We start from the raw sequence: 22,167 nt of genomic DNA, 5'->3' as shown, positions 1-22,167 counted from the left end.
AGGGGCATCCGCGCGCGTGCGACCGTCACGCATCATGTCCATGCCGTTCATCGACATCTTCGCCTGGATCGTCCTGCTGGTCGTGGTGGCGACGCTCATCGCGACGTTCGTCGCGCTCGGCGTCATGCCCGGCCGCATCGCGCGCAGACGCGGGCATCCTTGGGCGCAGGCCGTGACCGTCGGCAGCTGGGCCACCCTCGTCTTCGGCTTCGTATTCTGGCCGCTGATCCTGGTCTGGGCCTACGTCGATGCCCCTGCACGGCGGGACGCGGACCGATGATCGTCTTCCTGCTCAACAGCTACATCGCCCTCCTGGTCCTGTTCGTCTGGCTGCGGTTCATCCCGTTCAACCTGTTCTGGAAGCTCTCACCCGCGCTCGTCCTCATCCTCCTGCTCGTCGGGCTGTTCATCCCGATGGGCTGGGGGGCGCCCTCAGGGCCGGCAGCGGTCATCCGCAACTCGGTCCAGATCGTCCCCTCTGTCGCCGGCGAGGTCATTGACGTCCCGGTCAAGGCGAATACCCCGCTCAAGGAAGGCGACGTCCTCTTCCGGATCGATCCGACGCCCTATCAGACGCAGGTCGAAGCCATCGGGGCGCAGCTGAAGCTCGCTGAGACCCGACTGGCCGAGATGTCCCAGCTCCAGAGCCGCGGGACCGGGCGCGCCTTCGACGTCGAGCAGAGACAGGCCGAGGCTGACCAGTTGCGCGCCCAGCTTGAGGGCGCCAAGTGGAACCTCGACAAGACCACCGTGCGGGCCCCGGCCGCCGGCTACGTGACCAACCTGACTCTACGAAAGGGGGCGCGTGTCACCGCGCAGTCGCCGGTGATGGCCTTCATCGATACCGGCGACACCCTCCTCGGCGCGGAGATCCCCCAGATCTACGCGCGCTACATCGAGCCCGGTCAGCCCGTCGAGATCACCTTCAAGACGCTCCCGGGTACCGTCCACTCCGGGCGGGTCGAGGCCGTCCTGCAGGCCATAGCGACGGGGCAGGCGCAGTTTGGGGGTTCCGCGGTGGCGCCGACCGACATCCAGTCCGCGCCGTTCGTGGTTCGCTTCACGCTCGACGACGCTGAGGTGGCCCGCCGCCTGCCGGCCGGCAGCACCGGGACCGCGGCGATCTACACGGACCACGTGCAGCAGGCGCACGTCATCCGGAAGGTCCTGCTCCGGCAGAGCGCGATCCTGAACTACGCCAACCCGTTCTGAGCGAGGCGGCGAATGGGAACCACCCTCACGAGGAAATTGGGCCTGGCGGTGCTGGCGCTGATCACGGCTACCGGCCTGGCCGCGGCCCAGACGGCACCCGTCACCGACAAGGACATCGACGACGCCTACGTCTACCTGCTCGGCCGTGCCCTGGTCATCCGCCAGGAGATGATCGACAGGAGCGGGCCCGACTTCTCCTACAACAGGATTAATTACAATCCCGTGGGATCGGCCGACTTCGTCAACCCGAATTTCGACGTTTCCTATCTCGAAGCTTGGTTCGCGACCGACGACAAGGCGGCGGCGCTGCTGGAGATCCCCGAGGTGAAGGGACGGTACTACACGGCGCAGATCCTCGACGAATGGGGCGAGGTCATCGCCAACATCAACGATCGCACCTTCCCGACGAAGCCCTACGGCACCTTCGCGCTCGTGAAGCCCGGCTCGAACGTGGCCGTCCCGCCCGGCGCTGGGCGGATCGAGCTTCACTCCGGCAAGGCGAAGATGCTCGCCCGCATCGAGATCAAGGGCGACACCGATGGCGCGCTGGCGCTGCAGCGCGCCTTCAAGGTGACGACCCTGGGCACGCCGGAGGCCGCTCCACCACCTCGGCTGCCGATGTTCGGCAACCAGGACCTCGTCGGGGTCGAGATCTTCGACGACGCGGACGCGAAGCTCGCGAGCGCGCTCGACGTGGCTCCCAACTCCGCCGAGATGCAGCAGAAGGTCCGCGCCGTGTCGGCCTACGCGGCGTCGAGCGCGGGAGCCCGCGCCGAGGTCGACGCGAAGCTGCGCGACGTGATCCGCCGTTTCCGGGAAGATGCCCTGACCAAGTCGGCCCCGTACCGCAACCACTGGCTCTGTGGGACGGGCAGCGGCAATTACGGGGGTGACTTCCGGCGGCGCACCGCGGCCAATTACGCCGGGATCTGGGCGAACACCTCGAATGAGGTCGTCTACTTCGTTGCCACCCGGGACGCCGAGGAGAAGCCCCTCGACGGGAGCGGGGGCTACGTCATGCACTTCGCAGCCGACCGATTGCCCGAGGCCGTGGTCGACGCCTACTGGTCCGTGATCCTGGTCGGGGTGCCCGACTACCGGGTCGTGCCCAACCCCCTCAACCGCTTCAACTTCAACAACCTCTCGACGCTGACGAAGGAAGTCGACGGCTCCCTGAAGATCGCGGTCGGGCCGAAGCCGGTCGCCGGCGTTCCGAAGACGAATTGGCTTCCCTCGGCCGAGGGCCGGCCGTTCTCCCTGACGTTCCGTGCCTACGTGCCCAGGGAGGTCGTGAAGCGATGCGAGTGGACGCCGCCGTCTGTCGCGAGGATCGAGGGAGCCCGCCCATGACCCCTAGGCGCCACATCATGACCGCGGCCGCGCTCGCGCTGCTTGCGGCGACGCCGGCCGCGCGCGCCGAAGCCCTCGCGCCGTCGCCTGACTGGGCGGCCGCGCTGCCGCCGGCACCAGACAGCGCGGTCAAGATCACGGAAGCCTATGCCCGCATGGTCGCGCGCGACGCCTACTTCTGGGCCTGGCCGATGGAGAACATCTACAATCGCCGGCAGGCCAACAGCCAGGTTCGTGAGGCTGGATTGATGAACGGCGTGCTGGCGTTCGCGCCCCTGAACGCCATGGCCATGCTGCACGATTACATCGCACCCGAGCAGCGCTGGGTTGCCTGCCCGAACCAGGACGTCGTGTACGGAGCCTCCATCGCGGCGCTCGACGAGACGCCGGTCGTGCTTCAGGTCCCCGATTTCGGGAGCCGCTTCTGGGTCTACCAGGTGGTGGATACCCGCACCGACGGCTTCGCCCAGCTCGGCTCCATGTACGGCACGCGACCGGGCTTCTACCTGCTGGTCGGCCCCAACTGGACGGGCGAGGTCCCGAAGGGGATCGCCAGGGTGTTCCGGGCCAAGACGGGCACGGCGTTCGTGCTGCCTCGCGTCTTCATGGACGACACGCCCGAGGACCGACGGGCCATCCAGTCGGCCATCTCCGGGATCGACGCCTACCCGCTCGCGCAGTTCGACGGGACGATGAAGCGGCACGACTGGCGGCAGCTGCCCAAGTTGGGCTCGCCGGGGGAAGGAGGTGGCTCGGGAGAGACGAAGTGGGTGTTGCCGGAGAAGTTCTTCGACGAGCTGCCGTTGGTGCTGAGGGACGCGCCGCCGCTGCCGGGCGAGGAAGCCCGGTACGCGCAGGTCACCGCCGTCCTCGCCGCTGCTCGACGCGACCCGGCCCTCAAGCAGGCCATGGCCGACGAGGCCTCCAAGGCCGAGAGGGAGATGGTTGACCCGCTCCTCCAGTTTCGCAACTGGGGCGTGCAGCTCAAGGATCACTGGAGCACGACGTCCAACAACGCCGCGTTCGGCGTCGACTACTTCACTCGGACGGCGGCCGCAAAATCGAACATCTTCGTCAACGCACCCAACGAGACAAAGTATTACTACCAAGATCTCGATGTCTCAGGGGCGCGGCTCAACGGCGCCAAACGCTACACGGTGACCTTCGCGAAGGGAGAGACCCCGCCGGTCGACGGCTTCTGGTCGCTGACGCTCTACGACGCGGCGCACTTCTTCGTGCCGAACGCGATCCAGCGCTACTCGCTCGGCACCAAGAACAAGGCCATGAAGTACGGCCCGGACGGCTCGCTCACGGTGTACGTGCAGTCGGAGCCGCCCCCGGAGGCCCAGCGCGACAACTGGTTGCCGGCGCCCAAGGACGGGGACTTCACGCTCTACGTCCGAGCCTACTGGCCGAGGACCGCCGTGGTCGACGGTTCCTGGGTTCCGCCCGCGGTTCAGCGAGCGGATTGACCTCCACTCCGGAGGCGTCCCGGTCCCCACCTTCGTGGCCTTCAGGCGGGCCGATGGCTGGACGCAGGCGCGGCGGGGTTCAACGGCGGCAGGTCCATTCGCTTCGCTCTGATGACCTCCTTCGCCAGATCCCTGCGGACCTTCGGGACGACGTTGCGGAGCTGCCGCCCCGCGTCGGCCGACCAGGAGCCCCCCTCACCGAACAAGGTACGCTCCAGTTCGCCGGCGAGCGGCGCGAGGCGCCGATCATGCCTCGCGTCCCGCCGCACGCCGGAAGGTAGCCGGGCAAGCCATATCGCGAGCGCCCGGTAAGTCGCCGGGGCATCGCCGCTCCGGGCAACCCGGCGCAACTCGGACAGTGCCGTCGCTTCCGTGGTGCCGGCGTCTCGGCCCTGCCGGCGTCGGAGGGCCAATGCGAGACCCAGCAGCAAAGCGATCCCGAGCAACGCTCCGGCGGCCCAAGCCCATGTCCTTCCGCGGCGAGGCGCCGGCTCCGTCGCAGAGGCTGCCTGAGCTACGGCTACCCTGACGCCGGCAAGCGTCACCGCCCGCGCGCGCGCTTCGTCCAGATCCCACCAGGGCTGGACGACGGCCGGCAGGTCGTAGCTGCCCGGCTTCTCGAAGACGTAGGTCACCCGGTCGACACGCGACCCGGTGACGGCGCCGCGGTTCATCCGGTCCTCGGAGCGCGGCGGGTCGACGTAGATCCGGACGCCCTCGGGAGCGGTGAAGGCGAGGTCGGCCATACCCATAGCCGGAACGCCGTCGGCGCTGCGGCGGATCGCGCGCACCAACGCGCCGCCGGGCTTGAGCCGCGCCTGCGCAGGGTCGGGCTCCCAGGTCTGGGTGGCGTCGACCTGTTCCGCGGCGATGACGGGTCCGGATGCGTCGAGCCGCGGAGGCACGGTGACGACGAGGCGCCGCGCCTCGCCCCTTGCCGTTCCCGCTGGGTCACCCGCAGCGTCGAGCAGCGTGACCTCTGCGGCCGGGATCTCGATGGCTCCTCCCCGGCGCGGGAACACGACGAACTCGAACTGTTGCCCGACGTAAGGCTGGCCACCGATCTCGTCGTTCGTGGTGACGCCCTGGGTCTCGAAGCGCAGGACCTGGGCACCCGGAGCGTCGCCGACCCTGACCCGCGGCGGGCGCGGCATGCTGCCGGGGAAGAGCACGTCCACCCGGAGGTGAACCGGTTGGCCCACGACGATGCCTCTTGTCGCGTCGACCTGGGTCCGGACCACGACCTCGGCTGCCTTCGCCGCTGCGGTGCTCGCCCAAGCAACTGCCAACGCGAGGGCAGCGACCAGCCTCCTCATGGTCGTGTCCCCGAGGGCGCCCCGGAATCGGCGCCGGACGCCGTTTGGAGTTGGTAGGCGAACTTCACCCGCAGGAAGTCTGCCGGCCGCGTCTGCACCCGCTTCAGCCAGAGGGCCCGGACCGCCTCGTCCGACATGGGCTTCCCGTCGCCCTCGACCGTGGTGTCCGCGCCGCCCTTCTTGCCCTTGTCGTAGACGACCTCGTCGGGGCTCGACTCGGTGTCCCCGGTCTCGCCTCCCTCCTGGCGCATGCGCTCGGCCCGCAGGCGCGCGATCTCGCGGTTGGCGGCCGCATCCTCCCATCCGGGGCGGAGAGCCAGCGCCCGGTCGTAGCGCCTCACGGCGTCGTCGTACTTGCCGAGAATCACCAGGGCGTTGCCCTGGTCATAGGCGCCCTCCGCCGTGTCGACGCCTCCGAACGCTTGCGCCGCCCCCTTGAAGTCGCCCGCCCGGAACAGAGCCACGCCGCGCCAGACCGGATCGCGGAACGCGGAAGCCGCCTCGCCCGGACGGCCTCGCGCCATCAGGAAGCGCCCGCGCTGGTCCGGCGTGAGCAGGAGGTTCCGCAAGCCGACGTTGTAGGCGGTCGCACCGAGCGCCAGGAACAGGGCCAGTGACACGAGGACGTAGGGGTGCGGTGGCTTGGCGAGGCGGATCATGCCGTCACCCAACCGCGGCGAAACCAGAGAAGCGTGAGGAGGGCGAGGAGCGGCGTCAGCCAATAGCCCGCCTCCCTCCAGTGCTGCCCTTCGCCCGCCACCTCGGCCGCGCGGCCGGTGCGGTCGAGCCGTCGGGCGACCACGTCGACATCGGCCTGATCCACCGTGGTCGCGACGAGGTCCGCATCGAGAGCGCGAGCGACGTCGGCGAGGCGTCCTCGATCCTGGTCCGGCGGCAGCAGCGCGAAAACCGTCGCGGGGTGACCGAGGCGGGAAAGGCCGAGGCCACCGGCCGAGATGGCCGTGGTGTCGGCCATCAGGAGGATCGAGCCGCCGTGGCCGCCTCCCGCGAGGACGCGGTCGGCCAGCGCGGCGGCGCCCGCGATGTCGTCGCCCTCGCGGGGCATGATCTCGGGCGAGAGGGCCTGCGCCAGGTTCAGGACGACGGTGGCGTCCGGCGTCGGCGGTAGGACGAGATGGCTGGAGCCCGAGTAGGCGATGAGGCCGGTGGAAGCGCCCTCGCGCAGCTTGAGCAGGTCGGCCAGCTTCTGGCGCGCCCGGTCGAGGCGGGTCGGCGCCAGGTCCGGGGTCATCATCGTGGGCGCGACCCGAAGGACGACCAACACAGGGGGCTTGGCATCCGCGAAGGGTGACGGCTCGCGCTCCCACACGGGTCCCGCAACAGCGGCCGCGGTGACGAACCAGACGGCGAGGAGCAGCGCGTTCGGCGAGAACCACGACCGGCGCTCCCGCCCAACGAGCAGGTGCCGGAGGAGTTCCGGGTCGATCACGCGCCGCCAGCGCTGGGCCTCGTCCGACCGCCGGCGCTCCAAGTACCAGAGCGCCGCTGCCGGCAGCAGCAGCAGGAGCCAGGCCGGGCGCTCGAAGTGGAAGGCCGCGAGGGCGCTCATCACGAGGTCCTCGCCTTCGACGCCAGCCCGGGCCCGGACAGGGGCGCACGCGACGTGGAGCGGCCCCGTAGAAGCAGGTGAACGGCTTGCGCGAGCAGCGAGACGAGCAGGGCCACCGCGAGCGGGACCCAGTAGACGTCCTTCCGCGGGCGGAACGTGACCGTGTCGATCCGGCGGGTCTCGGTCCCGTCCAGGCGGCCGTAGATACGGGCGAGCTCGTCGCGGTCGAGGGCGCGGAAGAAGCCGCCGCCCGTCGCGGACGCCACGTCCTTCAGTGCCGTCTCGTCGAGCTTGTCCTCGCCGACCGTCGAGGGGTCCCCGATGGCGACCGTGTGGATGACGATGCCCTTGTCCTTGGCGACACCCGCGGCCTCGGTCGGCGGCACCTGGCTGGCCGTGTCGTTGCCGTCGGTGAGGGCGATGATGGTCTTGGCCTTCACCGTGCTCCGGTCGAACAGGGCAATCCCGAGTCCGATGGCGTCGCCTAGGGCCGTGCGAGGGCCCGCCATCCCGACGACCGTATCGCGCAGCATCTCGCGGCAGAGGTCGAGGTCCGTGGTGAACGGCACGAGCGCGAAGGGCGCGTCGCCGAAGACCACGACCCCGGCGCGGTCGCCCTTGCGGCGTGACAGGAAGTCGTCGAGCACGGCCTTCACGGCCGTCAGCCGGTCGACGGTCCTGCCGGACGCGTCGGTGAAATCCTTCGTGTCCATCGACCCGGAGAGGTCCACCAACAGGAGGAGGTCGCGCGTCGGCTGGTCCCGATGGAGCGGCGCCTCGATCCATTGCGGGCGCATCAGGGCGGCGAGCGCGAGAAGCCAGCAGGCGACAAGCGTCGCGAGGCGCGGGAGGCTTCGCGGCGCCACCAGCCCGCCCGCGTGCGGGTTCCGGCCCGTAAGGGCGACTAGCCGGGCGAAGAAGGGGACGCGCAGTCCCGCGTGACATGTCACGTGCGCCGGCAGGAGCCACCACGCCAGGGCCGGCAGGGGAGCCAGAAGGAAAAGCCAGGGATAAGAGAACGTGAGCACGCTTAGCCCGCCCCTGCCTTGGCTGCTGGCCGGTGCTCGGCGACCCAGATGCGGGCCTGCTCGATCAACCTGCGGACGTCGGCAGGCTCCGGACCATGGGCGCCGTAGGCTTCGCAAAGCAGCCTGCGCAACGCGGGCGCATCGAGCCTGCCCCTGCCGCTTCCGGTGAGGAAATCGGCCCACCTCGCACCGCTCAGGGGCGCGACCTGCTCGCGCGGGAAGGCCACCAGCGCCGCCCGCTTCATCACCTCCGAGACGCGCTCGACGGCACGGGCATACGGCTGGGGCGACGCCGCGAGGGCGTCGAGTTCCGCGAGAGCCGCGTGTCGATAGGCATTGGCGCGGTGCCGTCTCCGGACATCCCGCAGGAAAAGGGCCAGCATGGCCGCGAGCCCCGCCAACACGATCCAGGTGCCGGGTGCCGAGGGCCAGAACGACACCGGGGCCGGCACCGCAAGGTCCCGTAGGTTCTCCAGGCTGCCGGGATCCGGGTTCATGGGGCTGTCCCTCCGACGCTGGTGAGACGACGCTCGGCCCTTCTCCCGATCAGCGCCTGCAACTGGGTCGCGACATCCTGGGCGGTCGTGACCGGGAGCACGGGGATGGCTCGCCGGAGCGAGAGCGCGCCCAGGCGCTCCCGCCACTCGGCGCGATCGTCCGAGTAGCGGCTGCGCAGGCTCTTCGAGGAGGAATCGACCTCGACCTGTGCCTCGCCCGAGCTGAACACCGCGGGCCCCACGTCAGGGAGCTCGAGTTCGAGCGGGTCGTGGACATGCACCGTCAGGACATCGTTGTGGGCCGTGAGGCGCGTGACGAGGCGCGCGGTCTCGGCGTCCTCGCCCGCGGCGTCGGTGACGAGGCAGACGAGCCAGTCGTGCGTCGCCAGGCGCTCGGCCCGGCGCAGGGCCTCGTTGAGCTGCCCGTCGGCTCCGGGAGAAGGGGCGCCGGTACCGAGAAGTCCGTTCCGACGCGCGACCTCGGCGATGACCCGGACGGCCCCCGTCTCTCGCCCCTGCGGTCTCACCTCGGTCATGTCGACGTCGCCGAACACGACCGCACCGACCCGGTCGCCGAGCGATGTGACCCGCCAGGCCGCGAGCGCCGCGACTTCGGCCGCGACGACCGACTTCATTGCCCGCCGGCTCCCGAAGAACATCGTGGTGCGCTGGTCCACGAGGAGCAGGACCGGCCGGTCGCGCTCCTCCGAGTAGACGCGGACGTGCGGCGCTCCGAGGCGCGCGGTCGCCAGCCAGTCGACGGTGCGGGTGTCGTCGCCCTCGAAGTAGTGGCGCAGCTCCTCGAAGTTCAGGCCCCGTCCGCGCAGGCGGGAGGCGTGCCGGCCCGAGAGCAGGCTGTGCACGGGCTGCCGCGGCAGGAAGCTGAAGCCCTTGGCCCGATGCCGAAGGCGCAGGAGGGCGTCGAGGCCGACGTAGGCACGCGCTCCGTTCGACGGCTTCCCGTCACCTACCTCACCGCGCCGCTCGATCGACCGCGCCATCGCGTGCCCCTCGTCAGACCGCCACCGCGACCTGCTTGATCACCTCGTCGAGGACCCCGTCGGCCGTCACGCCGTCCGCGCCGGCCTCGTAGCTCAGGGAGACGCGGTGCCTCAGGCAGTCGTGCGCCACAGCCTGGACGTCCTCCGGCGTGGCGTAGTCCCGCCCGCGCAGCCATGCGTTCACGCGCGCGCAGCGGTCGAGGGCGAGCGAGCCGCGCGGGCTCGCCCCGATGGCGACCCACGCCTTCAGCTTGTCCCCGAACTCTCCGGGCCGGCGCGTGGCGGCCACCAGGCCGACCATGTACGCCTCGACGGCATCCTTGGTGACGACGCGGTCGATCTCGGCCCGGGCGTCGAGGATGGTATGCTGCGGGATTTTCGGCGGCTTAGGCGCCGCCGCTCCCGCCGGGGTCTGCTCCGACCGCACGAGGCGGAGCACCCGGACCTCGTCGGCGTCCGACGGATAATCGATCCGGACGTGCATCAGGAACCGGTCCATCTGTGCCTCCGGCAGCGGATAGGTCCCCTCCTGCTCGATGGGGTTCTGGGTGGCGAGCACCATGAACAGGGGCGGCAGGTCGTAGCGCTTGCCGGCCACCGTCACGTGCCGCTCCTCCATCGCCTCCAGCAAGGCGGACTGAACCTTGGCGGGGGCGCGGTTGATCTCGTCGGCCAGCACCAGGTTCCCGAACACCGGGCCCTTGCGGAACTCGAAGTGCCCGTCGTTACGCAGGATCTCGCCGCCGGTGACGTCTGATGGCAGGAGGTCGGGCGTGAACTGGATGCGGCTGAAATCGGATTCCAGGTTCTTCGACAGGCTCTTGATCGCCCGGGTCTTGGCAAGCCCCGGCAGGCCTTCGAGAAGCACGTGGCCGTCGGCGAGGAGCGCGATGACGATGCGCTCGACCACGCGCTCCTGGCCGATGATGTCACAGTTGATGCGCGCCTGCAGGTCGAGGACGGCGGCGCGTGCCGCGGAGCCCGTTCCCACCTCTGCTCGGTCCTGGACGTCCTTCAACATGCCGGTGCGCTCCCCGCGGGAGTTTGGACGAGCGGACGCCCAAGTCAGCCCTGTTACCGTTACAGCCTTGCCAACCGAAGGCGGCCTGCGACCTCAGTCTCGGGCCCAGCCCGGCGCGAGGACGATGCTCAAGGACGTTCCGGTCGACGAGATCACGCACGTCATCGGCCTCGCGACCGCGCCGGCGTTCCTGCTCGGAGCCGTCGCCGGGCTGTTGTCCCTCCTGGTCCTGCGCCTCACCCGCATCGCGGACGTCGTTCGCTCCTTGGTGGCGGACCGCGAGCGAGCCGACGGACGATGGGGGGATGCCACGCTCCGGGACGCGCTCCGGCGGGCATGGCACACGCGGTGGGCCATCACCCTTTGCGTGCACAGCGGCATCGTCACGGGCTGGATGGTCATCCTGACCTTCGTCGACGCCATGTTCGGCTTCCACAACAGCCCCGCCATCGCGGTGCTGTTCATCGCCGCCCTGGCGCTGTTCACGAGCGCCCTGGTCTTCCTTCTCCTGGAAATCCGCCTCTCGGTCGCGGACATCGCGCGCATCGAGCGCGCGCTTCGCGACGGGCGAGCCGAAACCCGTTGAACCCGGCGGCTACCGTCCCCGCGCGGCACGCTCGAACGCGCGGCGCAGCCGCTCGCCGCGGCCCGGCCTCACGCGCAGGTGCGGGACGATCAGCCTGTCGAAGGCGAAGGCGACCTGGTCGTACTCCTCGCCGCAACCCTCGGCCCGCTCCTTCGGCAGGTAGCCCTTGGCCACGAGGTAGCCGAACCGCTTCTCGTTCGATCCGTAGGCCAGGCAGGCGAGGTTGTAGAAGCGCTGCCAGGAGAAGCCGTGGACGTCCGCGAAGCCGCCCTTGTCGACGGGCTCGTCCTTGCCCGTCGTCGCGAAGAAGAAGGCGCTCCCGTTCACCACCGTGCGCGCCTCCTTGCCGCCCAGTTGGAGCAGGGCGAAGGACGCCACCTGATCGGCCGCGTCCTCCTCGCGCCCGAGGATGGGCACGCGGAGGAGGTCGAAGAGCGCGTGCCCGCTCTCGTGCATGAGGATCTGGGCTACGGGACCCACGAGCGCGTCGTGGCGGGAGACCCCAGCAGGCGACCTGGTCTTCGGCGCGACCTCATGGATGCTGGCGACGAGTTCGTAGCAGAGTGTCACGCTCCGGTTCTCGGGGTCGTACCAGGCGTTCAGCTCCCCGGCGCACTCCTTGAGGCGGTACGTCAGCCGGGTCGGTAGCCGGGCCAGCCCGACGATGGCGCCGACACGCTCCAGCACGCGCTTCCGACGCATGGAATCGTAGATCTCGCGGTAGGCCGCCTTCTTCGGTGCCTCGTAGACGACGCGGATGCGGTCCGAGCCCGCGGAGGCTGCGCCGCGTGCTTCTGCAGCTTCGATGGGCAAGACGACGCAGACGGAGGCGAGGGCAAGCGCGCGACCCGACGTGCGGCTCATGGGCGTCCATCCCCCGCTGCCACGTCCACGCGCGCCATCGCGCGGATCGTCGGCCGGTCCTCGGCCGAGACGATCCGTCCGTTCTGCCGGCTCGAGCGATAGACCGGGAGCGCGATCTCGCCGCCCCGCAGGAGGCGGCGCACCCGGACGACCGCGACCTCGTGCACGCCGTCCGGCGCGGTGTGGACATCCGCAATGTGGCCGATGGGGTGGCCATCGGAGGTGTAGACCCACTTTCCCCGTCCGGCTCGGCGCAGGCTCTCCGCGAGGATCTGGTAGTAGGCGTTGTCCCATCCATCGACGCTGGACGGCGGTGCCTGTGCGTGGGCCGCGGAAGCGCTGGCGAGCGGCCCCGTCAGCAGCAGGGACTGGAGCAGCCGCCTCCAGGGCCCGGCGAGCCGGCCCCGAACGCTCATGGGCGGTCTCCCGACCGCCGGATGCAGCGGAACCCGATGTGGCTCGTCGAGGTGTCGACTGGGTGGGGGTGGCGGGCAGCCGGGCGATACCGACGGCAGTAGTTCGGCGCGCAGAGGTGCGAGCCGCCCTTGACCACCCTTCGCGGGATACGGATCCCGGGCTGGCTTGGGTCGAAACTCTCGTCCGCTTGGCCGCCTCTGGGGTTCTGCGGGATGCAGCAGGCCTTCGCCGCGTCGGCAGGGTGCTTCGGGACGTAGAAGTCGGTCGTCCACTCCCAGACGTTGCCGGTCATGTCGAAAAGGCCGTAGCCGTTCGGCGGGAATGCCGTGACCGGCGAGGTGCGCTCATAGCCATCCTCGGCCAGGTTCTGGTGCGGGAAGGCGCCCTGCCAGGTGTTGGCCATGTGCCGGCCGCCGGGCGTGAGTTCGTCGCCCCAGGCGAACTCCGCCCCGTCCAGGCCGCCGCGCGCGGCGTATTCCCACTCGGCCTCGGTCGGCAGCTCTTTGTCCGCCCAGGCCGCGTAGGCTTCGGCGTCGGCGTAGGCGACGTGCACCACGGGATGTTCGTCGAGCCCGGCGATGGAGGAGCCTGGCCCGTAGGGGCGGCGCCAGTGCACACCGAACTTGAAGCGCCACCACGCGCCCCAATCCCGTAGGTTGACCGGCCCCTTCGGCGGCTTGAACACCAGTGAGCCGGCCTGGAGCATGTGGGGCAGCGCGCCGGGGTAGTCGGCGGCGTCGGGTTTCCGCTCGGCCATGGTCACGTAGCCGGTGGCGCGCACGAAGGCGCGGAACTGCGCGTTCGTGACCGGCGTCGGGTCGATCCAGAAGCCGTCGATGCGGACCCGGTGGGCCGGGGCCTCCTCCGGGTAGTGCCGGTTGGAGCCCATGCGGAACGTGCCCCCGGGCAGGAACACCATATCCCGGACCGCGTCCGGAGCGGGGGGGCGGTCGAGAAGGGCCGTATGCGTCATCGGTCGCTCCTTGGCGCAGGCGGGAAGACGGCGTTCCAGTCCCGCTGCATGTCGACGACCGTCCACCCGCGCCGGCCGGCCTCGTCGAGGGCTTTGTCGAGGCGCCCGACGTGGGACTGGCGGTCGTAGGCGAATTCGCGCTCGGCATCGGTGTGATGCACGAGGCCCAGGAAGCGGGGCCCGGCTCCCGCAGCCGTCCATTGCAGCATCTGGTGGTCCCCGTCCGAGTTGCCGAAGGCGAGGACGGGCCGGCGCCCGATGAAGCGGTCGATGCCGGACGGCTTGCTGGGACCGTCGTCGATGAACTCGACCTTGGGCTCCTTCACGAGGACCGGCGTCCCGTCGGGCCTCAACTCGAACTTCGTGACACCGGACGAGCCCACGACCTGCTCGGGTGGGACGCCGTAGGTCCGCTCCGCGAAGACGCGCATGAACTCGACGCCCCCGCCCGAGACGATGAAGGTCTTGAAGCCGTTGGCACGCAGGTAGGCGAGCAGCTCCAGCATCGGCTGGTAGACGAGGCTGTCGTAGGGCCTGCCGAAGCGGGGATGGCGCGCGGTCTTCAGCCAGTCCGCGACGATGCCGTTGAAGGTCTCGGTGGTCATGCCGGCGTGGGTCGCCGCCATGACCTGGAGCAGGCCTCGCTCCCCGGCGGCCGCGACGGCCTTGGGGTCGCCCTCGACGATGCCCTTGAAGGGCTGGGCGTCCTTCCACTCCGGATGCTCGGGCGCGAGCGCCTTCACCCGGTCCAAGGCGAACGCGACTTGGAAGTAGATCGGCTGCTCCGCCCACAGGGTGCCGTCGTTGTCGAACACGGCGACGCGTTCGGCCGGTGCGACGAAGTCCGGGCCGCCCCCGCCGCTGACGCGAGCGACGAAATCGAGGATGGCCCGTTTCGGAGCGCCGTCGTTCCAGGAAGGCAGCGGGCCATCCTGGGATCGGGCCGCTCTCACCCACGGTGGCCCTGCCAGGATGGGGACGGCCGCCGCGGCCGCAAGCATCCCACGGCGGCTGAAGGTACCTGTCCGCGAGGACATCGCCGGTCTCCTGACGCCCTACTGGCTATGCGCCTCTGTCGCACGGCGCATCTTCTCGATGATCTGGTCGATGCTGAAGCTCGCCGCCCGCTGGCGAGGGGGGAATTCGCGGAACGTCGCGAGGAACTTGGCGACTTCCTCCTGGGCGGGAAAGATCAGGTAGGGCTGCGAGACGAACCAGTCGTAGTAGGTGTTCGATGTGATGTCGGCGCGCTCGTAAGGGTCCGCCCGCAGGTCGAACAGCTTCGGCATGCGCAGCGTAGTGAAGGGCTCGGCCCAGATCCGCATCGTGCCCGGGGCACGCTGTTCCTCGAAGACGATTTTCCAGTTCTCGTAGCGCATCGCCACGAGGTCGCCGTCGTCGTTGAAGTAGAAGAACTTGTTGCGGGCGCTACGGTCCTGCTGCCCGGTGAGATACGGAAGCTGGTTGTAGCCGTCCAGGTGAACCTTGAAGGTCTTCGCACCGGCCGTGTGACCCTTCAGGAGCTTGCCCGTGATGTCGGGATCACCTGCGGCCGCCATGAGCGTCGGCACCCAGTCGAGCCCGCTGACCATCTCGTTCGAAACCGATCCGGCCTGGATGTGCCCGGGCCAGCGGATCATGCAGGGCACCCGGAAGGCGCCTTCCCAGTTCGTGTCCTTCTCGCTCCGGAACGGCGTCATCGCGGCGTCCGGCCAGGAGTTCATGTGCGGGCCGTTGTCGGTCGTGTAGAGGACGATGGTGTCGTTCGCGATGCCGAGGTCGTCGAGCTTCTTCAAGAGCTGCCCGATGTGCCCGTCGTGCTCGACCATCCCGTCGGCGTACTCGGTCCGGGCTGTGAGGCCCGGGGGGCTCCGGCGGTCCGCCGCGACGTGGGTGCGGAAGTGCATCCGGGTCGAGTTGAACCAGCAGAAGAACGGCTTGCTGGCCCGAACCTGGCGCTCCATGAAATCCATCGCGGCGGCCGAGGTCTCGTCGTCGATGGTCTCCATCCGCTTCTTGGTGAGCGGGCCCGTGTCCTCGATCTTGCCGTCCGCCGACGCCTTGAGGACGCCGCGGGGACCGAACTTCTTCCGGAACTCGGGATCGCGCGGGTAGGTCCGCTGCTCGGGCTCCTCCTCGGCGTTGAGGTGGTAGAGGTTGCCGAAGAACTCGTCGAAGCCGTGGTTGGTCGGCAGGTACTCGTCCCGGTCGCCGAGGTGGTTCTTGCCGAACTGCCCCGTGGCGTAGCCGAGCGGCTTGAGGAGCTCGGCGAGGGTTGGGTCCTCCTTCTGCAGGCCCACCGTCGCGCCGGGCACGCCGACCTTCGACAGCCCCGTACGCAGGGTCGACTGCCCCGTGATGAAGGACGAGCGGCCGGCCGTGCAGCTCTGCTCGGCATAGTAGTCGGTGAACATCATGCCCTCGCGGGCGATGCGGTCGATGTTGGGGGTGCGGTATCCCATCAGGCCGAAGGTGTAGGCGCTGATGTTCGACTGCCCGATATCGTCGCCGAACATGACCAGGATGTTGACCGGTCGGCCCGAGCCGCCGGTCCTGGCGGGCGCGGGCTGCGGGGACGGCGCGGGCGCCTGTGCCTGGGCGCCCATCGTGGATGCGGCCAGCGCGGTCCCCCCCAGGAGCATCGCGCGGCGGCTGAACGCCCGGCCCGCCTCCTGCTTCACGTCGAGGTCGTTCAGCCGCCGTGTCTCGCTCATGGTCCTCTCCTGAAGGGTCGGTCGCGGTCATGGAGCCCGGGTGCGCGCGGCGCCCGGATCGAGGGTGTCAGGGGTTTCGGCAGCGTTCTCCCGCTCACTCCGCCGGGGCGGGCGGCACCATGCCGGTGACCTGCGCCGACGGCTCCGCGCTGATCCAGTGGTAGAGCATCCCGCCCAACGTCCCCCCGAGCAGCGGTGCGACCCAGAACAGCCAGAGCTGCCCGACGGCCCAGCCTCCGGCGAAAAGGGCGGGGCCCGTGCTGCGGGCCGGGTTCACCGAGAGGTTCGTGACCGGGATGCCGACGAGGTGGACCAGCGTCAGCGCGAAGCCGATTGCGAGGGGCGCGAAGCTGACCGGCGCCTTGCCGTGGGTCGCCCCCATGATGATGAACAGGAACATCATCGTGAGCACCACCTCGGCCATGAGGCAGGAGACCAGGCCGTAATGCCCCGGCGAGTGGTCGCCGTAACCGTTCGCGGCAAATCCCTTCGCCGCGTCGAAGTCGGGCGCGCCGCTCGCGATTGCGTAGAGCAGCGCCGCGGCGGCGATCCCGCCGATGACCTGCGAGACCACGTAAGGGGGGATCTCGCGTGCTGGGAAGCGTCCGCCCGCGGCGAGCCCGCACGTGACCGCCGGGTTGAGATGGCAGCCCGAGATGTGGCCGATGGCGTAGGCCATGGTCACCACGGTCAGGCCGAAGGCCAGCGACACGCCGAGCAGGCCGATGCCGACCTGCGGGAAGGCCGCCGCGACGACGGCGCTGCCGCAGCCGGCGAAGGTGAGCCAGAACGTGCCGATGGCTTCGGCCGCGCACTTGCGGATGTCCATGGAAGCCTCCTCAGGTCAGCGAGGGCAGCGGTCCCAGAAGCCCTTCGTCCGGGACGCGTCGGTGTAGAACCAGCAGTAGCCGGAGGCCGGCGGGGAGCCCGCCCAGGCGGCGGCCGTCGCCGCGCCGACGAAGCCGAGGGCCGCTCCGGCCGCGATGGCGCCACCGGCCGGCCACCATGCGCCGTAGGGACGGTAGACGCCGCCGACCACAACGTTCCGGCGCACCACGACGGCGTTGCGTCTGACGCCACCGCCGTGCCAGCCCGGTCGGACCCTGCCCGCGATGGGGCGCCGGACGCCGCCGCCATGCCAGCCAGGCCTGACCCGGCCCGCGATGGGGCGTCCGATGCCGCCGCCCGCGAAGCCCGGGCGTCCCTACCCACCCCAGAACCCGCCCATCCTGCGCCCTGCGAAACCGCCACGGAAGCCTCCGCCCCTGAAGCCGCCGCCACGGAAGCCGCCGCGGAAGTTGTGCCGGCGCGCGACGGGCACGAGCGTGACGCCCGGCCCGACATCGGTCATCGCGGCGACGGGCAGCGGAGCCGCCTGCGCGGGCTCCAACGGCGCGGGAGCGGCCAATGCGAGGAGAGCCTTGCAATCAATTAAGCCGTTCACCCGCATCTTATGCTGCTCCGCGTTTATTTTAGGGATCTCGGCACGACGGTTCGCCGGCAATATGCCGTTGCAATAATTCAACACCGTTGACAGCAACCAGGAGATGCTCGGGTTTTCTATTTATGTCATCCGGGACCTTCCGTAGCCTGGACTTGGTAGCAACGACGCCGGGGCGAAGAATGCCAACCATGAAAGGGAACGGGGCCACTCTCGCAAGGCCGCTGAGGGCCGTTGCCGCCCTCGCGCTTGCAGCGGCGGTGTACGGCAGCCCTCCCTTCGAGCGGGAGGCGGAGGCCGCCGAGGCCGCGACGGGCGTTTACCTGCTGGGTATCCGAGGTCCCCTGGCGGGCGTCACTCCGCCGCCTGGCTTCTACTTTGAGGATGACTTCTACCACTACTCCGGAGCGCTCGGCGGCGGCCGCGTCTTCCAGTCGGGTGGCGTGGTGGCCGCGAACGTCCGCCAGGACACCAACATCAATCTCGTCACCCCGCTCTGGGTGACGCCGGTCGAGATCTTCGGGGGACAACTCGGCTTCTCGGTCGCGATACCGTTCGGCGAGCCCACCGTGAGCGCGGCGACCCTGCTGTACTCGCCCCGCATCGACCGCGTCGTTGGGGGACGAGTGAGCGACTCGACCTTTAACGCCGGCGACCCCTTTGTGTCCGCCTTCATCGGTTGGCACTCCGGCAACTTCCACTGGAGCTTGAACCTGAGCGGGAACATTCCGGCGGGGGCCTACGAGGTCGGCCAGCTCTCGAACGTGGCCCTGAACCGGCCGGCTATCGACCTCACGGGCGCGCTCACCTACCTCGACCCGGTGGCGGGCTACGAGCTCTCGGTGACGCCCGGCGTAACCTTCAACTTCGAGAATCCGGCGACCCGCTACATCTCGGGCAACGAGTTCCACGTCGAGTGGTCGGCCACGAAGTTCCTGACGAAGGAGTTCACCCTCGGGTTCGTCGGCTTCCACTACCAGCAGTTCACGGACGACAGCGGCCCCGGCAACCGCATCGGGCCGTTCCGCGGCCGGGTGACGGCGCTGGGCGGCATGCTCGGCTACGACTTCAAGGTGGGCCAGACGCCGGTCACGACGCGGGTGAAGGTGCTGCGCGACGTCGAGGTGCAGAACCGGTTCGTCGGCACCACCCTGTTCGTGTCCGTGGCCGTCCCGCTCTGGGTGGCTCCCCCTAAGGCCGCCCCGGAGCCTCGTCCGCTCGTCGCGAAGAATTAGCATCCGGGCCGCTCCGTCGGACCTGGGAAGCGCGGGGCCGCCCCCCTGAGGTGACCCCGCCGGGAGATCCTCCCCGCTCCCGAACCCCGATGTCATCACTGTTACTGTTACAGCGGTGACACCCCCGCGGGCCGGCGCTCTAGTCCCACCGTCCGTCGCGCCTCACGAGGAGCGGCGAGCGGTAGGAGGGGCGCCGGCGCGACCATCCGCTCGGCCAGCCCCGGCTCACGCTGGAGTGCACGCGATGCGAAGCAGGGGATTGGTGGCGCTCTTCGCCCTGGCCTTCGGGGCCTGGCTCGGACTCGGCGCGATGGAGAAGGGCCGGATCGGCGTCGACACCGCCGAGGCCGTGGGGGGCTGCGGGATCGGCTTCCATCGAGGGCCATACGGCGCCTGCCGGCCGAACGTCTACGGTGGCTACTATGGCGCGCCCGGGTACTACGGCGGGGGCGCCGTGTACGGCTACCGCGGCGGCGCCGTCTACGGCTACCGCGGCGGCGCCGTCTACGGGCGGCGGGTCTACGGCGGCCGGGTCTACGGCGGTCGCGGCGTTTACGCGCGCCGGGTGGGTGGCTTCGCAGGCGGGCGAGGCTTCCACGGCGGCGGCTTCCGCGGCGGCCGGTTTCACCGATAGCTGGCTGGATACCTAAACCCTTGTCGAGGGCGACCTCGGGCCGCTCTCCAGGCTCGCCCCGAACCCGAGGATGCTCTCGACGCGAGCCTGACCGTCGGCAGTCGCCTGGAGGAGGACGCTGATCTCGTCGATGCGCGACCTTCAGCGATAGCTCCTTCGGTCCGGCACGGCGGGAAGCGGCGGGCGTCTGACCGAGCCTTGCGCGGGCGGTGACCCGTCCGGCGCCCGGTCCGTCAGGCCCTGATAACTTCGGGTGCAACCTGGATGAGACCGTCGCAGGTCAGGAACGGTTCGGACAGGAGCACGGCGATGTGGTGATCCGGCACGGCCGGTTCCGGCAGCGGCAGCGTGATGTCGTCGTCCGCGAGCGGGATCTCGTCGCCGAAGGTCTCGGCGAAGTCGAAGGCTTGTTCCTCGTTCTCGACGACCTGCACGGCGTGCCGGTGGTTCGGCCCGGTCAGGTCGCACCCGCGTACGACCCGCGCGTGCAGCGTTCCGTCTGCATCCTCCCAGTGGGGTCCAGAGCATCCTCCCAGTGGGGTCCAGAGCACATGCGACCGCTCCTGGGCCTTGAGGACTGTCCAGGCGCCGCGCTCGTCGTGATCGTAGGTGATCTGCGCGAGCATGAAGACGATGTTCATCCAATCCGAAATGGGCAGCCTGGGAGATGGTCGGGGCACAGAGCTAGGCCTTCGCATTCATGTCTGCCCATAGATCAACAGCGGACCTTCAGATATGCGAAGTTGAAGGTCAGCTCGTGGCGCATTCCTGCCCTTAGGGTGTGCTTCCGCCAAGGGTAGAGAAATACCCGCTGCGGACCTCGCGCGCGGACATCAAGCGTCAGATGCGGACCAGTAGCGGACCTCCCTACCCTCGGGCTCGCGGTCGACGGCCGGCCGGCTATTACGGCGGCATCGGCCCTCGACCAGCTGATCAGCGCGTCCGGCCGCGCGGAGAGCGCCGCCGACAAACTCACCCAGTCGTTCAGCAGGGTCGGTGCAGCCGTGAACTAGATGGCGGAGCAGCTCAACGGCCTCCTGCGGAAGAGCGTGATCGTAGCGGTGCCGGTGGAGATGGCGGGGATAGGGCTCAAGTGAGCTCCGCCCTTCGAGGTCGGCTGGGGCGGCGAGCCGCCCTCCTTGCTGCGTGGACGGTGGTACGTACACACGCCAGCAACGCGGCCGAGGCAGCCTGATCCGGTCCAGCGGATCCCCCTCCTCTCCACGCCGGACCGCCGGCCGGCCCTGGGGCTATCCGAGGACCTCGGCGCCGGCTCCACTCCCCCGGCGCTCCGATTGATGGCACGAGAGCCCTGGCGGCCGTACGACGAGGCCCTTGGGGCTCTCTATTTCCAGCGCTTTCGAGTACCTGGTCAGCCTGTTCAAGGGGAAAGTCCAGGCACGGCGCGCCCCGGTTCGAAACGCCGCCAGCCTGAACCGCAGTAGGTCCAAGCTCCTCAGGAGAGGAGGGGTTCAATTGTCGGAGGCTGCATTTTATGGCGCGCGATCATTATGCCGGCTTAATCGATGGCGCGGAGGAGCGCCTGTTTAACGGTGATCTCTGATGCCATTGCCGTGAACAAAATCCCATCCCGCGCCTTTGGATCAGAAGCTCTTAACATGGATCAAGTGGCTCCGCTTGACCGCAGAAGGTGCAAGTGAATGCATGATCAAATCCTCCTCAAGCCCAGACTGGATCGCACGTACACCCTGTTCAGTGGAGGGCGGCCGCTCGTGCATGGATTGGACAAAGTTCAAGCGCTGCGCTTTGCAGAGAGACTCGGCGGAGTCATGGAGCCTTGTCGCGTAAAGCGGCGGAGTGCATATGCTCAGGCGTCTTAGAAGACCGCGTTCAGGGGGACTAATGCCGCATTTCTATTTTCATTTCCGCGACGTGGACCGCGTCGAAAGCGACGACATCGGCATCGAGTGCTCCAGTGTCGAGGAAGCTTATCTCGAGGCGTGTGAGGCAATCCCGGGCGTCTTGGGCGACGTCGTTCAGGCGGGTCGCGATCCGCGCGCATGCGCGTTCGAGATCGCCAATGCTGCGGGCCAGCATCTCATGCAGGTCCCCCTCCTAGAGCCGATCAGGTCAGCAAGGCGCCGTGCAGCGTAGCCGCCGCACTCCCGCCGGTGACATGCCCGGTATGGGCAGCGCAGGCCGAAGCACCGCAGCACTGAACACGCGGGCGTCGTGTCGAACCCGGAGCATGAGGTCGAGCAGCTCGCCTTCGCCAATCGGCACATGGCAGAGGGCGAGGGACGGCTTGGGGCTCAGGAGGCTCTCGTCGCGCAGCCGGCCGACAAGGGCGCCCCGGCGCACCTTGCCGAGGATCTTCTGCGAACGATGGAAGTCTCCCAGGCGCAGACGCTCCGCCACCGTGCGTTCATCGCCGAGATGACCGCGAGGCTGACCGGGCATGCCTGAATGGCCCGCCAGCCCGCCAGCCCGCTCGACCGGAAGCGCGGAGGCGAGCGTCAACCCTGCGGGTCGTGCGTGGTCACGACCTCGCGGCCGTCCCGATCCACGACGCGGTAGTGCGCCCCACCCGGCGGGAGCCCGAGCTCCAGGATGTGCTGCTGGGCGGCCGCGTTCGCCTCGTCGAGGCCCGGGAACTCGCCGGGCAGGCGGTACGTCGGTCGGCCCGCCTCGCTGCCGGGCGCTGGCGGCTCGACCCGGATGATGTCGACGAAGTAGCTCATCACCGGAGGATGCCAGAGGCGGCGAGCTGCGCAAGGCGGGGCGCCCCACCCGCCACCGCGACGGTCACGCAGACCCCGCAGGGGCCCCGGGTCGACATCCAGATGGAAAAGATGCTCGGCGGAAAGATCGCTGA

26 protein-coding genes are annotated in these 22,167 nt (G+C 69.4%); 9 read left to right on the top strand and 17 right to left on the bottom strand.

Annotated elements, in window-relative coordinates; all coding sequences use genetic code 11:
* The first annotated feature begins 40 nt into the window (after positions 1-40).
* Genes QA634_RS06160 through QA634_RS06145 form a run of 4 tightly spaced genes read left to right on the top strand, consistent with a single transcriptional unit; the run spans position 41 to position 4,034 of the window.
* The gene (locus QA634_RS06160; RefSeq protein ID WP_043702094.1) at positions 41-280 is read left to right on the top strand and encodes a DUF3302 domain-containing protein; all 240 of its coding nucleotides are present in this window, start codon (positions 41-43) and stop codon (positions 278-280) included.
* Positions 277-1,212, top strand: coding sequence for an HlyD family secretion protein (locus QA634_RS06155; RefSeq protein ID WP_012331152.1), 936 nt, complete (start codon positions 277-279; stop codon positions 1,210-1,212). The genes QA634_RS06160 and QA634_RS06155 overlap by 4 nt, the downstream gene beginning before the upstream one ends.
* 12 nt (positions 1,213-1,224) lie before the next feature.
* Positions 1,225-2,562: a DUF1214 domain-containing protein gene (locus tag QA634_RS06150; protein ID WP_012331151.1), complete on the top strand. Its 1,338-nt coding sequence runs from the start codon at positions 1,225-1,227 to the stop codon at positions 2,560-2,562.
* 17 nt (positions 2,563-2,579) lie between these two features.
* On the top strand, positions 2,580-4,034 hold the full coding sequence (locus QA634_RS06145) for a DUF1254 domain-containing protein (protein WP_012331150.1): 1,455 nt from the start codon (positions 2,580-2,582) through the stop codon (positions 4,032-4,034).
* Between the two features lie 41 nt (positions 4,035-4,075).
* On the opposite strand, the gene QA634_RS06140 is transcribed toward QA634_RS06145, so the two are convergent.
* From QA634_RS06140 to QA634_RS06110, 7 genes are read right to left on the bottom strand one after another with little or no spacing between them, the layout of a single operon-like run.
* Positions 4,076-5,350 carry a BatD family protein gene (locus QA634_RS06140; RefSeq protein WP_012331149.1) on the bottom strand — a complete coding sequence of 425 codons (1,275 nt, stop codon included), beginning with the start codon at positions 5,348-5,350 and terminating at the stop codon, positions 4,076-4,078.
* Positions 5,347-6,009 carry a tetratricopeptide repeat protein gene (locus QA634_RS06135; RefSeq protein ID WP_012331148.1) on the bottom strand — a complete coding sequence of 221 codons (663 nt, stop codon included), beginning with the start codon at positions 6,007-6,009 and terminating at the stop codon, positions 5,347-5,349. The genes QA634_RS06140 and QA634_RS06135 overlap by 4 nt, the downstream gene beginning before the upstream one ends.
* Complete coding sequence (locus QA634_RS06130; protein ID WP_012331147.1) at positions 6,006-6,920, bottom strand: VWA domain-containing protein; 915 nt, start codon at positions 6,918-6,920, stop codon at positions 6,006-6,008. The genes QA634_RS06135 and QA634_RS06130 overlap by 4 nt, the downstream gene beginning before the upstream one ends.
* The gene (locus QA634_RS06125; RefSeq protein ID WP_012331146.1) at positions 6,920-7,948 is read right to left on the bottom strand and encodes a VWA domain-containing protein; all 1,029 of its coding nucleotides are present in this window, start codon (positions 7,946-7,948) and stop codon (positions 6,920-6,922) included. The genes QA634_RS06130 and QA634_RS06125 overlap by 1 nt, the downstream gene beginning before the upstream one ends.
* A gap of 2 nt (positions 7,949-7,950) precedes the next feature.
* Positions 7,951-8,445, bottom strand: a complete 495-nt coding sequence (locus QA634_RS06120; protein WP_012331145.1) for a DUF4381 domain-containing protein — start codon at positions 8,443-8,445, stop codon at positions 7,951-7,953.
* Entirely contained in the window at positions 8,442-9,446 is a 1,005-nt protein-coding gene (locus tag QA634_RS06115) for a DUF58 domain-containing protein (protein WP_012331144.1), read from the bottom strand. The genes QA634_RS06120 and QA634_RS06115 overlap by 4 nt, the downstream gene beginning before the upstream one ends.
* 13 nt (positions 9,447-9,459) lie before the next feature.
* Positions 9,460-10,467 carry an AAA family ATPase gene (locus QA634_RS06110; RefSeq protein WP_050777465.1) on the bottom strand — a complete coding sequence of 336 codons (1,008 nt, stop codon included), beginning with the start codon at positions 10,465-10,467 and terminating at the stop codon, positions 9,460-9,462.
* A 124-nt stretch (positions 10,468-10,591) separates the two neighbouring features.
* Between QA634_RS06110 and QA634_RS06105 the strand changes: the two genes are divergently transcribed.
* Positions 10,592-11,053 carry a DUF2721 domain-containing protein gene (locus tag QA634_RS06105; protein WP_012331142.1) on the top strand — a complete coding sequence of 154 codons (462 nt, stop codon included), beginning with the start codon at positions 10,592-10,594 and terminating at the stop codon, positions 11,051-11,053.
* A 9-nt stretch (positions 11,054-11,062) separates the two neighbouring features.
* Here QA634_RS06105 and QA634_RS06100 read toward each other — a convergent pair whose 3' ends face one another.
* The 8 genes from QA634_RS06100 to QA634_RS06065 form a co-directional block, all read right to left on the bottom strand.
* Positions 11,063-11,917, bottom strand: coding sequence for a DUF4344 domain-containing metallopeptidase (locus tag QA634_RS06100; protein ID WP_012331141.1), 855 nt, complete (start codon positions 11,915-11,917; stop codon positions 11,063-11,065).
* Positions 11,914-12,333: a hypothetical protein gene (locus tag QA634_RS06095; RefSeq protein ID WP_012331140.1), complete on the bottom strand. Its 420-nt coding sequence runs from the start codon at positions 12,331-12,333 to the stop codon at positions 11,914-11,916. The genes QA634_RS06100 and QA634_RS06095 overlap by 4 nt, the downstream gene beginning before the upstream one ends.
* A complete protein-coding gene (locus QA634_RS06090) occupies positions 12,330-13,307 on the bottom strand; it encodes a formylglycine-generating enzyme family protein (protein WP_012331139.1) in 978 nt (325 codons plus the stop codon). The genes QA634_RS06095 and QA634_RS06090 overlap by 4 nt, the downstream gene beginning before the upstream one ends.
* Positions 13,304-14,308 carry an HAD family hydrolase gene (locus QA634_RS06085; protein ID WP_043700870.1) on the bottom strand — a complete coding sequence of 335 codons (1,005 nt, stop codon included), beginning with the start codon at positions 14,306-14,308 and terminating at the stop codon, positions 13,304-13,306. Before QA634_RS06085 ends, QA634_RS06090 begins: the two co-directional genes overlap by 4 nt.
* A 54-nt stretch (positions 14,309-14,362) precedes the next feature.
* A complete protein-coding gene (locus QA634_RS06080; protein ID WP_012331137.1) occupies positions 14,363-16,021 on the bottom strand; it encodes an arylsulfatase in 1,659 nt (552 codons plus the stop codon).
* A 94-nt stretch (positions 16,022-16,115) separates the two neighbouring features.
* Positions 16,116-16,850, bottom strand: a complete 735-nt coding sequence (gene aqpZ, locus QA634_RS06075) for an aquaporin Z (protein WP_012331136.1) — start codon at positions 16,848-16,850, stop codon at positions 16,116-16,118.
* A 15-nt stretch (positions 16,851-16,865) separates the two neighbouring features.
* Entirely contained in the window at positions 16,866-17,075 is a 210-nt protein-coding gene (locus QA634_RS06070; RefSeq protein WP_265576542.1) for a hypothetical protein, read from the bottom strand.
* A gap of 150 nt (positions 17,076-17,225) precedes the next feature.
* On the bottom strand, positions 17,226-17,561 hold the full coding sequence (locus QA634_RS06065) for a hypothetical protein (protein ID WP_150108586.1): 336 nt from the start codon (positions 17,559-17,561) through the stop codon (positions 17,226-17,228).
* 83 nt (positions 17,562-17,644) lie between these two features.
* On the opposite strand from QA634_RS06065, the gene QA634_RS06060 reads away from it, so the two are divergent.
* Both QA634_RS06060 and QA634_RS06055 read left to right on the top strand, forming a co-directional pair.
* The gene (locus QA634_RS06060; protein WP_012331133.1) at positions 17,645-18,697 is read left to right on the top strand and encodes a SphA family protein; all 1,053 of its coding nucleotides are present in this window, start codon (positions 17,645-17,647) and stop codon (positions 18,695-18,697) included.
* Positions 18,698-18,941: 244 nt separating this feature from the next.
* Complete coding sequence (locus QA634_RS06055; protein ID WP_012331132.1) at positions 18,942-19,331, top strand: GCG_CRPN prefix-to-repeats domain-containing protein; 390 nt, start codon at positions 18,942-18,944, stop codon at positions 19,329-19,331.
* A gap of 233 nt (positions 19,332-19,564) precedes the next feature.
* On the opposite strand, the gene QA634_RS06050 is transcribed toward QA634_RS06055, so the two are convergent.
* Positions 19,565-19,972: a hypothetical protein gene (locus QA634_RS06050; RefSeq protein WP_012331131.1), complete on the bottom strand. Its 408-nt coding sequence runs from the start codon at positions 19,970-19,972 to the stop codon at positions 19,565-19,567.
* Positions 19,973-21,155: 1,183 nt separating this feature from the next.
* Between QA634_RS06050 and QA634_RS35755 the strand changes: the two genes are divergently transcribed.
* Both QA634_RS35755 and QA634_RS06040 read left to right on the top strand, forming a co-directional pair.
* Positions 21,156-21,446 carry a DUF6894 family protein gene (locus QA634_RS35755; protein WP_415926901.1) on the top strand — a complete coding sequence of 97 codons (291 nt, stop codon included), beginning with the start codon at positions 21,156-21,158 and terminating at the stop codon, positions 21,444-21,446.
* Positions 21,447-21,524: 78 nt separating this feature from the next.
* Positions 21,525-21,758: a hypothetical protein gene (locus tag QA634_RS06040; RefSeq protein ID WP_012331129.1), complete on the top strand. Its 234-nt coding sequence runs from the start codon at positions 21,525-21,527 to the stop codon at positions 21,756-21,758.
* A gap of 50 nt (positions 21,759-21,808) precedes the next feature.
* Here the strand turns inward: QA634_RS06040 and QA634_RS06035 are convergent, their stop codons facing one another.
* Positions 21,809-22,033: a hypothetical protein gene (locus QA634_RS06035; RefSeq protein WP_012331128.1), complete on the bottom strand. Its 225-nt coding sequence runs from the start codon at positions 22,031-22,033 to the stop codon at positions 21,809-21,811.
* Positions 22,034-22,167: the final 134 nt, after the last annotated feature.

This window comes from Methylobacterium sp. CB376 (assembly GCF_029714205.1).
Taxonomy (GTDB): Bacteria; Pseudomonadota; Alphaproteobacteria; order Rhizobiales; family Beijerinckiaceae; genus Methylobacterium.
Note: the sequence above shows the minus strand (reverse complement) of the source record. Positions and strands in the feature narration are given on the sequence as shown.